The 12,134-nt window shown below is 61.6% G+C and carries 11 protein-coding genes; 2 read left to right on the forward strand and 9 right to left on the reverse strand.

Going from position 1 to position 12,134, the window contains the following annotated elements:
• Positions 1-17: 17 nt before the first annotated feature.
• The 9 genes from FJ946_RS25850 to FJ946_RS25890 all read right to left on the reverse strand — a co-directional run bounded on the left by FJ946_RS25850 (position 18) and on the right by FJ946_RS25890 (position 10,921).
• The gene (locus FJ946_RS25850; protein WP_140496069.1) at positions 18-1,697 is read right to left on the reverse strand and encodes a formate--tetrahydrofolate ligase; all 1,680 of its coding nucleotides are present in this window, start codon (positions 1,695-1,697) and stop codon (positions 18-20) included.
• 392 nt (positions 1,698-2,089) lie between these two features.
• Positions 2,090-3,214, reverse strand: a complete 1,125-nt coding sequence (locus tag FJ946_RS25855) for a DUF2333 family protein (RefSeq protein ID WP_140496068.1) — start codon at positions 3,212-3,214, stop codon at positions 2,090-2,092.
• Between the two features lie 105 nt (positions 3,215-3,319).
• Positions 3,320-4,621: a DUF6638 family protein gene (locus FJ946_RS25860; RefSeq protein WP_140567122.1), complete on the reverse strand. Its 1,302-nt coding sequence runs from the start codon at positions 4,619-4,621 to the stop codon at positions 3,320-3,322.
• 109 nt (positions 4,622-4,730) lie between these two features.
• Complete coding sequence (locus FJ946_RS25865; protein ID WP_140524926.1) at positions 4,731-5,147, reverse strand: DUF559 domain-containing protein; 417 nt, start codon at positions 5,145-5,147, stop codon at positions 4,731-4,733.
• A gap of 102 nt (positions 5,148-5,249) precedes the next feature.
• Positions 5,250-7,160 carry an ATP-binding protein gene (locus FJ946_RS25870; protein WP_140496066.1) on the reverse strand — a complete coding sequence of 637 codons (1,911 nt, stop codon included), beginning with the start codon at positions 7,158-7,160 and terminating at the stop codon, positions 5,250-5,252.
• A gap of 24 nt (positions 7,161-7,184) precedes the next feature.
• A complete protein-coding gene (locus FJ946_RS25875) occupies positions 7,185-8,330 on the reverse strand; it encodes a hypothetical protein (RefSeq protein ID WP_140496065.1) in 1,146 nt (381 codons plus the stop codon).
• Positions 8,331-8,370: 40 nt separating this feature from the next.
• Positions 8,371-9,459 carry a hypothetical protein gene (locus tag FJ946_RS25880; RefSeq protein ID WP_140496064.1) on the reverse strand — a complete coding sequence of 363 codons (1,089 nt, stop codon included), beginning with the start codon at positions 9,457-9,459 and terminating at the stop codon, positions 8,371-8,373.
• Positions 9,460-9,783: 324 nt separating this feature from the next.
• A complete protein-coding gene (locus FJ946_RS25885) occupies positions 9,784-10,173 on the reverse strand; it encodes a cytochrome c family protein (protein ID WP_140567119.1) in 390 nt (129 codons plus the stop codon).
• 136 nt (positions 10,174-10,309) lie between these two features.
• Positions 10,310-10,921, reverse strand: a complete 612-nt coding sequence (locus FJ946_RS25890; protein WP_140516940.1) for a thymidine kinase — start codon at positions 10,919-10,921, stop codon at positions 10,310-10,312.
• Between the two features lie 75 nt (positions 10,922-10,996).
• Between FJ946_RS25890 and FJ946_RS31500 the strand changes: the two genes are divergently transcribed.
• Together FJ946_RS31500 and FJ946_RS25895 are read left to right on the forward strand one after the other, a co-directional pair.
• Positions 10,997-11,122 carry a hypothetical protein gene (locus FJ946_RS31500; RefSeq protein ID WP_263483040.1) on the forward strand — a complete coding sequence of 42 codons (126 nt, stop codon included), beginning with the start codon at positions 10,997-10,999 and terminating at the stop codon, positions 11,120-11,122.
• 37 nt (positions 11,123-11,159) lie between these two features.
• Positions 11,160-12,095, forward strand: a complete 936-nt coding sequence (locus FJ946_RS25895) for a choline ABC transporter substrate-binding protein (protein ID WP_140567116.1) — start codon at positions 11,160-11,162, stop codon at positions 12,093-12,095.
• Positions 12,096-12,134 lie beyond the last annotated feature (39 nt).

A 12,134-nucleotide genomic window follows, 5' to 3' on the forward strand; every position in this document is an offset into this window, starting at 1 on the left:
TTTGGAATTGAGGATTTCTAGAACAGGCCTTCGATCTGGCCGGCTTCGTTGAGGAAGATCTTTTCCGACGACGGCGCCCTGGGCAGGCCGGGCATGGTCATGACCTCGCCGCAGATGATGACGACGAAACCCGCGCCCGCCGAAAGCCTGACCTCGCGCACCGGTACGGTGTGGCCGGTCGGCGCGCCGCGCAGGTTCGGGTCGGTCGAGAAGGAATACTGGGTCTTGGCCATGCAGACCGGCAAGTGGCCGTAGCCGGCCTGCTCCCAGGCGTGCAATTGGTCGCGCACCGACTTGTCGGCGATCGCTTCCGAGCCGCGATAGATGCGCTGGACGATGGTGTTGATCTTCTCGAACAGCGGCATGGCGTCGGGATAGAGCGGCGCGAACTGCGAGGCACCGGATTCGGCCAGCGCCACCACTTTCTTGGCGAGATCCTCAATGCCGGCCGAGCCGTTGGCCCAGTGCTTGCACAGGATCGCCTCTTCGCCCATCGAGGCGACATAATCCTTCATCGCCTGGATTTCGCCATCCGTGTCGGAGTAGAAGTGGTTGATGGCAACTACCGCCGGCACGCCGAACTGCCTGATGTTCTCGATGTGGCGGCCGAGATTGGCGCAGCCCTTCTTCACCGCCTCGATGTTTTCCTTGCCGAGGTCTTCCTTCTTGACGCCGCCATTCATTTTCATGGCGCGTACGGTGGCGACGATGACCGCCGCCGCCGGCTTCAGCCCGGCCTTGCGGCACTTGATGTCGAAGAATTTTTCCGCGCCGAGGTCGGCGCCGAAGCCGGCTTCCGTGACGACGTAGTCGGCAAGCTTGAGCGCCGTCGTGGTGGCGACCACCGAGTTGCAGCCATGCGCGATGTTGGCGAACGGGCCGCCATGCACGAAGGCTGGATTGTTCTCCAGCGTCTGCACCAGATTCGGCTGCATGGCGTCCTTGAGCAGCACGGCCATGGCGCCGTCGGCCTTGAGGTCGCGGGCATAGACCGGCGACTTGTCGCGGCGATAGGCGACGATGATGTCGCCCAGACGCTTCTCCAAATCCTTCAGGTCGGTGGCGAGGCACAGGATCGCCATGACCTCCGAGGCGACGGTGATGTCGAACCCGGCCTCGCGCGGATAGCCGTTGGCGACGCCGCCGAGCGAGCAGATGATCTCGCGCAGCGCCCGGTCGTTCATGTCCATGACGCGGCGCCAGGCAACGCGGCGGGTGTCGATGCCGAGCTCATTGCCCCAGTAGATGTGGTTGTCGATCAACGCCGACAGAAGGTTGTGCGCCGTGGTGATGGCATGAAAGTCGCCGGTGAAATGGAGGTTCATGTCCTCCATCGGCACGACCTGCGCGTAGCCGCCGCCGGCCGCACCGCCCTTGACGCCGAAATTCGGACCGAGCGAGGCTTCGCGAATGCAGATGATCGCTTTCTTGCCGATGCGGTTCAGGCCGTCGCCGAGGCCGACGGTGGTGGTCGTCTTGCCTTCGCCGGCCGGGGTCGGGTTGATGGCGGTGACCAGGATCAGCTTGCCGTCCTTATTGCCCTTCACCGATTTGATGAATTCGGCGGAGACCTTCGCCTTGTCATGGCCATAGGGCAAAAGGTGTTCGGTCGGGATGCCGATCTTGGCGCCGATCTCCTGGATCTGTTTTTTCTTCGCACCGCGGGCGATCTCGATGTCGGACTTCACTTCTGCCATGACGGCTTTCCTCTGGATTGGACGGTGGAGGGGACGGGTTGATCACTGGTGCATGTTCGATACGCCGCGCGGGCAAGGGCATGTTCTAGCCCTCTCGCTGCCGTGGCGTCAACTTTCATGCAACTATGTTTCCTATGAAGAAAATTCCTCTGCGGCGGGCCGACCTGCCTCCGGTTCTTTCTGGCTCCGCTTGCCGCGCCGTATAGAAGCCAGAGCGGTGACGCGTCCGCCGTCTCAAAACAGCCGCGCAATGCACGGAATGCGACAGACACGGCGGCGCAAATCCGCCATCGCCGGCCTAAAGCGCATCGCGCTTCAGGCATTTGTCTCCATGCATATCGTTCTTCCCAGGCCGGACCACTTTTGGGTGACATGCATTGGGCCGACCAGCCCTACTGCGTCAGCACGTTGCTGATTTCGACCATGTTGGAACGCACCCTGAGCACATAGAAACCCATGGTCGTCAGATGCGTGGGCAGCAGCCAGCCGTCCTCGCGGCCATTGGCGATGATGAAGGGCTGGATGCGCAGCGCCGAGACGAACTGCGCGTCCATCGTATCCCACAGGCTCTGCAGGTGCTTTTCCTTGATGACGTCCTCGAAGTCGGCCTGCGCGCCCTTCATCAGTCCGTAATAGGCGTAGAGCTGGCCATAGGCGAACCAGTAGCGGTCGTCGGCGCGGAAATCGAACCAGCCATTGTTATGGTTTTCGGCACGCTCCTTGAGGATGGCCGAGGTCGAGCCGATATCGCTGGCGATACGGTCGATATATTGCTTCAGATTGTCGGCACGGGCATCGAAGGTGGCCTGGCAGGTGGCGAGACGGGCGTTGAAGGAGCGCAGCTTGCGCACGGCGTCGCGATAATAGCTCGGGGTCGGCGTCTTCGGGCCGAACGGGCTTACACCGAAATACCAGGTGTACTCGTCGAACTGCAGATTGCCGCGCGCATCCTGCAGGTCGGCGTCGATCTGCGATGTCGTGCGCACACGGCCGAGATTGTCGGCGAGCTCGGTCGCGGTGCGGCGCACCGCCTGGTTGATGCCGCGCTGGAATGAGGCCTTGTTGTCCATCCACGGCGTGTTGTCCCAGCTGATGCCGAACAGGCCGAGCTTGTAGAGGATCATCGACGAGATCCAGGCATTCTGGTTAACGTTGAAGTCGGTCAAATCGGCGGCAATCTGGGCGATGCCGGAGTTGCCGCAGGTCCTGGCAGTGTCGGCACCGGCACCGGCGGCTACCTGTTCGCCCGCCGAGATGTTGCGCTTCTCGAACGTGTAGGTGTCGGGATAGCTCGGGTTGAAATTGTTCCACCACTGGGTGGCGTAGAAGAAATTGGCATAGAGGCCGAGCAGCACGAGCAAGGCGAGGCCGACCAGGGCCTTGAGGATCCAACCGCGCTGCGTATACCAGCGCCCGGCCCAGATGAACGGCCACAAGATGACGCCGATCAGGAGCCCGATGCCGCGGCCGATCCATTGGAAAATCCTGACGAAGAAGTTCACGATCGGATCGAGCATGGCTGTGTCACCCCTCAAAGCACGATGCCAAAAAGCTACAGACTTTTCTGGATAACATCATGCGCCAATACAACAAGTTAGAACGAAATGACGGCCGGTTTCGTTCTAGTCAGTCAGGCCGTAAAGGCGCGTGCGGAACGCCACCTTGTCCTTCAGATATGTGGTTTTCAGAATGTCCACAACATGCGATCGCCAGGCGTCGCTGAAGCCCTCATAGTCCTTGTAGAAGCCCTGCTTGTTGAAGACGTAGCGCGAGACGAAGTCCGACGGCACGAAATCCGAGATCAGCCGGTTGGTCAGCCAGGCGTCGGGATGGTCGGGCTTGGCGCGGACCACCAGGAAGCGCTGCTGCGGGAACACATCCTCGATCTTGAGATGGCCGAGCTGGGCAATCTCGCGCTTGGCGGCGTTGAGGAAGGGGAAATTGCCGTCCCTGGTGATCAGGTCGGCATGACCCTGGATCCAGGTCTGCAGCCAGACCTTGTCGACGTCGGTCAGATTGCGATCCGGCTCGGCGTCGCGGATCAGCGCGCGCACCACCATCTCGGCGCGGTGCTCGAGATAGCCCGAGGCTTCGATCCAGGAGGCGCGCGGCAGTTCGATGCGGCCGGTGGCGGCGAGGAACTTGAACACCTTGTCGGCGTCCTTGATCGAGAGATAGCTTACCTGCCACGGCCGCGAGCGGCGGAACCCGGGGGCCGCCGGATCGCTGATGACGGTCGTCATGTCGGGGTCGACGAACACGTAGAGCCCGCCGAAATGGCTGGTCCAGTAGGCGTTGTGGCGGAAGATTACCTGGTCGGGCACCAGCGCGTTCTCGCGGATGTCGCCGCAGATCTTGGCCAGTTCCACCATGCGGGTGAGCATGGCGTTGTCGCGCCAGGCGTCAGGCTCCTGTTTCAGGCGGTCGACGAGCTTGCCGAGCTCCGCGGCCTTGCCCAGCACATCTTCGGCCGACAGCACCTTGAATTCGACTTGGTTGATCGACAGCAGATCCTCGATATCGTTGACCTTGGGAATGGAATCCTCGATCTCGCCGTAGATGACATCCTTGATGGTCAGCGCGTCTATGGCGCGCTGATTCCTGGACATGAACTCGAACATCAGCTGCGAGGTGTTGGAGAAGGCGGTGTGCACCACCGGCAGGTCGATCTGCGACGGCGTCAGGATGATGAAGCGGCGGTTGACCTCATTGGGATCGAGGTAGCCGTAGTTGCCGCATTCCTCCGCCACTTCCGGCGAAAAACCGGTGCGGTCGATCTGGAAGCTCTTCAGCTTGGTGGGCTCGAGGCCAAAGGCGGCAAGCGCCTTGTTGTAGCGCTCGATGAGATGCGGCTCGTCGACGACGAGCAGCCGGCCGTAAATGAGCTCGTTGTCGCGCAGGAGATCGGGTTTGCGGGCGTTCATGTCGAAGAGCCCAAGAGGCTTTGCTTGGTAAGGCGAAGCGCCAACGCTGACGCCCCCCTCTCCCCGTCCTTCACGGGGAGAGGGTAAGGGTGAGGGGCGGCGCTGACGGTCAAGGACATGTCTCCCCATAGCCTTTGGCGGCGATAAATCGAAGATTGTTCGTCTCGATATGGCGATCGAGGCGCCGTTCGATAGCCGCCAATATAGTCTCGAGCACCGCGTCTCGTTCCTTTAATACGTCCGCGTTCCAAAAGCGGAGTACAGACCAATCATTTGAAACCATGAATTGGTCACGGACCCGATCATATTTGTTGTCAGCGTGTTGACTGCCGTCCACTTCGACAACCAGCTGGCATTCTCTGCAGGCAAAATCAGCAAAGTAGCTGCCTATCGGAAACTGTCGCACGAATTTGTACCCGTTCAGTCTGCGGTCGCGCAATTCCATCCAAAGCGCATCTTCGGCGTCATTGTCCGACTGACCCAATCGTCTTGCTCGCTTGGTCGTCTCGATTAATGGTCCACGCATGCGCTGCCCCTCACCCTTACCCTCTCCCCGTGAAGGACGGGGAGAGGGGGGGCGTCAGCGCTAGCGCCAAACCTTTCAGCACCTGCTGGCTTCGAAGGAAGCTCAAGCATTCCACAGCCCCTTTTTCTTCATCTCCTCCATCTCACGCGCTGCCCGTTCGCGCAGCCGCGCGTCGCGCAGCAGCTTTTCCACGGCGGAGTCGTCGGACTTGTCGGAGTAGCGGAACTCGCTGTCGGCGTAGCGGTTGATCTCCTGCATGACCATGTCCATCGAGAACGGGCCGCGCAGTTGCTCGATCATCGCTTTCTTCTCGTCATAGCTCTTGTGCATGAAAACCTCTGGTTTTTCGAACCAGTCGTCGGGAAGCTCGATGTCCATGGCGCGCATCTTGATGGCGTCGGTGACGTTCTTGATGGCGCGGCCGGTGAAGCGCGGCTCGGCCTGCTTGATCAGGTGCAGATAGGTGCCGATGTCGGCCATGGTCTTGGGCGCGCCATTCTCCTTCATGTAGCGCTCATGGACCCGGATCAGCCCGTCCTCCCGCGGCTTCTTGTGCTCCTCATAGGCTTCGGCCACGGCGCGCTGGATCTCCTGCGCGGCGTAGAGTTCGTGGTCGCCGAGCGGGATCTTGTGGTTCTTGCCGGCGAGCAGCACGAAAATGTCGATGTAATCGTCACGCGTCTGCGGCCCGTCGACCAGCCAGCGGGCGCCGGCGCGCTGGCGCAGCGCATCGTCGACATTTTCGGGATAGTTGGAGAACATGCCGAACGAGCAGTTGCCGCGCACCACTGTGGCGGCACCGGCGAAGGCGTCCATCAGCACGCCGGTGATCTCCTGCTGGCCGGCCGAGGCGCGGTCGTCGGAACGGCGCGCCGCCACCTGGTCGACGTCGTCGATGGTGCCGAAACCGATGACGCGCGGGTTCAACACATTGTTGATGAACTGGCGGCAGTTCTGGCCGGACTTGCCCTGATAGGACGAGATCTGGTCGACGCCGAAATTCTCGTAGGCGAAGGGATAACCGGCGACCTGGCAGTAACCATTGACGAGACCGGCAATCATCTGGATCAGCGTCGTCTTGCCGGTGCCCGGCGCGCCGTCGCCGATGAAGGTGAACAGGAAGCCGCCGAGCTCGACGAACGGGTTCAGCTCGCGCTCGAAATCATAGGCCATCAACATCTTGGCGAGCTTGACCGACTGATATTTGGCGATGTGGTTGCCGACGACCTCTTCCGGTTTCTTGAAGGTCATCACCAGCGGCCTGGAACGCTTGCCCGGCGCGACGTCGAAGCCGTCGAGCGTGAAATCGTCGGCATCGATGCGGATATGCGCGTTCTCGAACGGGCCGATACCGTCGAAGCGGCCCTTTCGCGACAGCAGCCCATCGATGGCGACGCGGGCGAAGGCGCGCGCCCTGGTCATCAGGTCGGCATCGTCGGATGCACCCGAAATCGCCTTGTCGAGACCGGCCAGGATCGACTTCACCGCGTCCTGCGGCGTGTCGAAGAGGAAATCCGGCTCGGGAATGTCGTTGGGCGCCTCGCCATCGCTGTCGATGAGCTGGAACAGGTAGGAGGACAGGCTGAAGGCGGAAATGTAAGCCGAGGCCGACAGAAGCTTCTTGAAGGTGGTGGCCTCGTCGCCTTCGAGGGGAGCGCGGGTGTTCCTGGCCTGCAGGCTTTCGAGATCCGAGCCTTCGGCGAAAACATCCGATATGGCGAGCGCGAGCGCCGTGCCGCGCCGGGCACGAAACAAAAGTGTGTGCTGCGGGATGGTCAGCAACTGGTCGTCGGGGTGAACGGCGCCGACGGTCTTCGCCAGCTCGACCTCGCGCGTGCGGCGCACCGAACCGACAGAGACGGTGGAGACGAAGCGGCGATTGGTGCCGGCAAGCGCGGTGCCGGAGGAGCTGGACGGGTCTTCCAGCACGACGATGCGGGTGATGAAGCTCTGCGCGGTGGCGCGGTGCTTCTCGATCGCCGCTTCCGGGATGGTGGTCAGGCCGGTATCCATGAAGGTTGCTCCGTGGTGTGACGGTCAGACGTCCGAGATGACCTGCCCATTCGACAGGATGTGAACCTTGTAGCCGGAAAAGATCTTCTGCGCTTCGCCGGCGGCATAGAGCGCCTGGTAGGCCTCGTGCGGGATCAATGCGTGGTTCTCGTAGCTCGACACGCCCTGGCGCGCGGCCTCGAGGTCGTCGGTGTTGATGAAGAACTCCTGCGTCGTCTTCTCGCTTGAAAACAGCCCCCTGCGGCCGGGTTTTTCGCCCTTGGAGTAAACCTCCTGGATGGTCCAGGTCAGCAGCCAGGCGTTCTCCGGCTTGCGCACCTTGGCCAGAACCTCGGTCACCGTAGAATTGTTGTCGGTGATCCCGGCCGAATAGAAGGGGCCGAGCACGACGCGCCGAAGCTGCTTGGGGTGCAGCGGCTCGAAATCCTTGTCGAGGTTGACGGCGATCGTTGCCGGCGACAGCGTATAGGCCGAGTTCTTCTCGGTGAAATCGTCGAAGCGATGGGCAAGCTCGGGATTGAGCAGGCCATCGACTGGCAATGGAATGTCGATCTGGTCGTTGAGCTTGCCATTGCGGTCGACGAGCTGGCGGATCATGTCTTCGGAGGAATCTTCCACCGTCACCATGTAGACCAGCGGCAGGTTGGCGCTGCCGTCGAAGGTCGCCCAATGGACGAGGTAGTAGGGCCGCGCCGTCTTCGGATTGACGGAAACCTTGGCCGTCTGCGCCAGGGTGAAGGGGCCGAAGGTCTGCTCGCTCTTGACGTCCTCGAGATAAAGCCTCTCGGCCATCGACTTCTGCAGCGCTTGGGGGAATTCCTTGTGGCGCAGGATGAAGTCGGCCATCTCCTCGCGCAATTCGTCGGCCAGCGGGATGTTGGCGAGCCGCGTGTCAGCCTGGCGGCGGTCGTTTTCGAGCTCAAGCAGGTTCTGGAACACCGGGAATCCGCTTTCGGCGCGCGAAATGCGGAACGTGTCCATGAAGCCCAGCCGGTTGCGCCAGCAGGAGAACGACTTGTCGAGCCGGGCGATGTATTCCGCGACGATCTTGGCGACGATGCCGTGCCGGTAGAGCGGCGAGCGATCGTCGCGCATGAACACTTCCAGCCCGCTGAGCGCTGCCGTGATTGCCGAGAAATACCGCGCCGCCGCGTCGTTTTCGGAGGTCATGCTATTGGCCATGGCATTGTCGCACCGGTGCGGGCGGCAATTACGACTGCACGTAATTGGCCGAATTGTGCTTCTTCAGCACTTCGTCGAAACGGCGGGCGAAGGCGTCGTCGGCCAGCTTCTTGCGGCGCTGGATGTCGGCGGTGGCAACCATATTCTTCTCGTGCATCTCGAGCAGGTCGCCAATGTGCTTCTGCGAGGCGGCGCCGATGCCGGCCATGGTCTCCTCGGCGGTGTTGTCGACCTGGCTGCCCAGCGTGTTGATCTTGTGGGCCACATCCTGCTGGGCGGCGGTCTTCAGCGAATCCTCCAGTGCCTTGTAGAGGACGATGCGCTGCTCGGTGTCGATGGTCAGCTTGTTGATCAGGGTCGACTGTGCGGCGATCTGGTTGTTGAGCGAATCGACGAAGGTCTGGAACATCGAGGTGTAGCGCTCCAGCGTCTGGCTCTCGGCCAGCAACTCCTGTTCCTTGGCCTGCTTCTCATTGTATTCCGTGGCGAGCTTGGAACGTTCGCCTTCGAGCTGCGTGCGTTCCTTCTGGCTGGTGGAGGCCGCGATCTTGTTTTCGATGTCGAGCAGCATCGGATTGAGCTCCTCGATGCGCTTCTGCACGGTTTCCAGGTTGGACATGGTGGCCTTGCGGCGCTCGATAACCTGCGACAGGCTGGTCTCGGAGGTTTTGTAGCGCTGGTCGAGGACTTCTTTCTGCGCCTTCAATATGCCGACGATGGTGTCGGACTTGGCCAGCAGTTCCTGCAGGTTGCCCGCCAGTGACATGTTGCGGACGCGGTCGGTGCGCAGACGCTGCTTGCGCTGGCTGGAGAAGATGCCGATGAAGTTTTCCCAGCCGGTGTAGTTCTTCATGCTCTCGAACTCGGCGCCGAAAACGTTGGTGGCGTCCTCCAGCCCGATGATCAGGTCGGCGATGTTGCCTTCCATCACCTTCTGCTGCTTCAGCACGTCTTCGATGCGGGCGTTCTCGATGTCGAAATTGGCGTCGCCGATCTTCTTGTCGGCGGTGGCAAGTTTGTCGAGCACGGCGCCGGACTGGTCTATCTTGGTGCGCATGTCCTGGACGACCTGCTTGGTCCTGGCAATTTCAGCATCGAAATTCTGCAATGTCGCCATAAGGGCCTCCCGCTCCGGCATCAGGTCGCTGATTGCGAACAGCGGCGAATATATGTGGGGCTTCAGGGGATTGAAAGACGTGAAGACACGGGCGCTTCGAAAACAAAAACCTTGCCCGCGCCCTTGAAACGCAATCGATCGGCGATCATGGCGAAAGGATCGTTTCGAATGCGCGTGGTTCAACTGTCGTTGAACTTCAACGTCGGCGGATGACGGCCAGGCATTCAATCCCCGCTGCCACGAATGCCTGAAATCCGACAGAGCATTGAGCGCGGTGAGGACGGTGGCAGCTCGGCGTCCGTCGCGGGACGGAATAATCCTGGCTCAGGGCTTGGGATCGGCCTTCAGATAAGCGATGACGTTGGCGATGTCGTCATCGCTGCTCAGGCCGGCAAAGGCCATCTTGTTGCCGGGCACTTTTTGCCGCGGCGCCTTCAGATACTCGGCGAGGTTGGCCTCGTCCCAGACGAGACCGGCGGCGCCTGCACTCTTCATCGCTTCGGAGTAATGGCCGAGGAAGCTCTCGGCACTGCCGGCGGCGCGGCCGACGACACCCATCAGATGCGGGCCGACCTTGTCGCGGTCGCTCGCTGCTTCATGGCAGGCAAGGCATCGGTTGAAGACCCTCTTGCCCAGTGCCGGATCGCCGCCGGCATGGGCGGCAAGGACGCCGGCAAGCAGAAAGGCTGCGGCAGACGAAGCGGCTCGAAACATGGCTATCCCCGACGAGTTCTGGCTGGAACGAGAGGACGCAGAATAGGACCGGGGCCTTAACAAACGCTGCATCGTGGCGGGATCGCGAAAGCCGATCGATGGCGGCAAGTGTGGCGGCCGTGATGCCACAGCCCGGTCAAGGCGCGACAAAGCCGATGAAATCGTCGGGGGCGGCGCGACCCATTTCTTCTTCCCAATGGCGACGGCAGAGCGAGACATAGACGTCCTTGCCGATCGCCACCTGTTCGCCCTGCCGAGCGACCTTGCCGTCGGGGCCGAGGCGCACCACCATCGTCGCCTTGCGGCCGCAGCGGCAGATGGTGCGCACTTCGCGCAGCTCATCGGCTATGGCCAGCAACGCGCGCGAGCCGGAAAACAGCTTGCCCTGGAAATCCGTGCGCAGGCCATAGCACATGACCGGAATGTCGAGCCGGTCGGCGATCCGGGCGAGCTGCCAGACCTGCTCCTCCTCGAGGAACTGCGCCTCGTCGACGAAGACGCAATGCACGGCACCGTGCTGATGATGTTCGGCGACGCGGGCGAACAGGTCGTCGCCGTCACGAAACATCTCGGCTTCCGTTTCCAGTCCGATGCGTGACGAAATCAGGCCGGTGTCGCCCTTGCGGTAGTGGCCGGCGACGAACAGCATCGTCGTCATGCCGCGCTCGCGGTAATTGTACGACGCCTGCAGGAGCATCGTCGTCTTGCCCGCATTCATCGTCGCGTAGTGGAAATACAGTTTGGCCATGGCGCCCTTTTAAGCCCACTTGGCCGGGCCCGGGGAAGGCCCCTGGCAGGCCTTCCACCAAAAAAGCCGGCTCGCATGGAAAAAGCGGCTGACGTGTCGCTGATCGGCCAGCCAGCGCCGTTGATCGTGATTGCCTTAATGCTTGAAACCGCACGAGAATGGTGTTTGGCTGACGAAACAAGGCGGGCACAAAAACCGTGACTTCGCCTCGCCAAAGAATCGAAATGGGAGAAAGTTCATGTCGCGTATGAATTCCTTCGTCGCAGGCCTCGGCCTTGCGGCTTTCTTGTCGACGAGCGCTGCCTTCGCCGGGGATCCGGCTAGCTGCAAGGCGGTACGCCTTTCCGATGTCGGATGGACCGATATCCAGGCGACGACCGGCATCGCCTCGGTGCTGCTCACGGCGCTCGGCTACGAGCCGCAGGTAATCCAGCTGTCGGTGCCGGTGACGATGGCGTCGCTGAAGAACAAGGACCTCGATGTCTTCCTGGGCAACTGGATGCCGTCGATGACCAACGACATCAAGGACTACACGGCCGACGGTTCGGTGGAGACCATCAGCACGAACCTGACCGGCGCCGGCTACGGCATCGTCGTGCCGACCTATGTGGCGGATGCCGGCGTCAAGACACTCACCGACCTCGGCAAGTTCAAGGACAAGTTCGACGGCAAGATCTACGGCATCGAGGCCGGCAATGACGGCAACCGCATCATCCTCGACATGATCAAGAACCCGAAGGACAATCTCGAAGGCTTCGAACTGGTCGAATCCTCGGAGGCCGGCATGCTGACGCAGGCCGAGCAGTCGATGAAGAACAATGAGTGGATCGCCTTCCTCGGCTGGACGCCGCACCCGGTGATGGGCGCCATGAAGATCGCCTATCTCGACGGCATGGGCGACAGCGGCTTCGGTGCCGCCACCGTCCACACCAATGTGCGCAAGGGCTACACCACCGAGTGCCCGAACGCCGGCAAGCTCATCGCCAACCTCAAGTTCAACCTGGACATGGAGGGCCAGTTGATGGACGCCATTCTCAAGGGTGGCGACGCCCAGACCGTCGCCACCGACTGGCTGAAGAAAAATCCGGATGCCGTGACACCCTGGATCGCCGGCGTGACCACCTTCGACGGCGGCGACGCGGCAGCGGCCATCAAGACCGCACTGGGAAGCTGAGCCGACTGACTTCGGCATGCGCGCGTGAGAACAAAAGGG

The organism is Mesorhizobium sp. B2-4-7, from assembly GCF_006442685.1.
In the GTDB taxonomy this organism is placed as follows: domain Bacteria; phylum Pseudomonadota; class Alphaproteobacteria; order Rhizobiales; family Rhizobiaceae; genus Mesorhizobium.

Excerpts from the sequence above, each read along its gene's own strand:
- FJ946_RS25850 (WP_140496069.1), bottom strand. The coding sequence starts at position 1,697 with ATGGCAGAAGTGAAGTCCGACATCGAGATCGCCCGCGGTGCGAAGAAA.
- FJ946_RS31500 (WP_263483040.1), top strand. The coding sequence starts at position 10,997 with ATGGAAAAAGCGGCTGACGTGTCGCTGATCGGCCAGCCAGCGCCGTTG.
- FJ946_RS25890 (WP_140516940.1), bottom strand. The coding sequence starts at position 10,921 with ATGGCCAAACTGTATTTCCACTACGCGACGATGAATGCGGGCAAGACG.
- FJ946_RS25855 (WP_140496068.1), bottom strand. The coding sequence starts at position 3,214 with ATGCTCGATCCGATCGTGAACTTCTTCGTCAGGATTTTCCAATGGATC.
- FJ946_RS25865 (WP_140524926.1), bottom strand. The coding sequence starts at position 5,147 with ATGCGTGGACCATTAATCGAGACGACCAAGCGAGCAAGACGATTGGGT.
- FJ946_RS25880 (WP_140496064.1), bottom strand. The coding sequence starts at position 9,459 with ATGGCGACATTGCAGAATTTCGATGCTGAAATTGCCAGGACCAAGCAG.
- FJ946_RS25895 (WP_140567116.1), top strand. The coding sequence starts at position 11,160 with ATGTCGCGTATGAATTCCTTCGTCGCAGGCCTCGGCCTTGCGGCTTTC.
- FJ946_RS25870 (WP_140496066.1), bottom strand. The coding sequence starts at position 7,160 with ATGGATACCGGCCTGACCACCATCCCGGAAGCGGCGATCGAGAAGCAC.
- FJ946_RS25885 (WP_140567119.1), bottom strand. The coding sequence starts at position 10,173 with ATGTTTCGAGCCGCTTCGTCTGCCGCAGCCTTTCTGCTTGCCGGCGTC.
- FJ946_RS25860 (WP_140567122.1), bottom strand. The coding sequence starts at position 4,621 with ATGAACGCCCGCAAACCCGATCTCCTGCGCGACAACGAGCTCATTTAC.
- FJ946_RS25875 (WP_140496065.1), bottom strand. The coding sequence starts at position 8,330 with ATGACCTCCGAAAACGACGCGGCGGCGCGGTATTTCTCGGCAATCACG.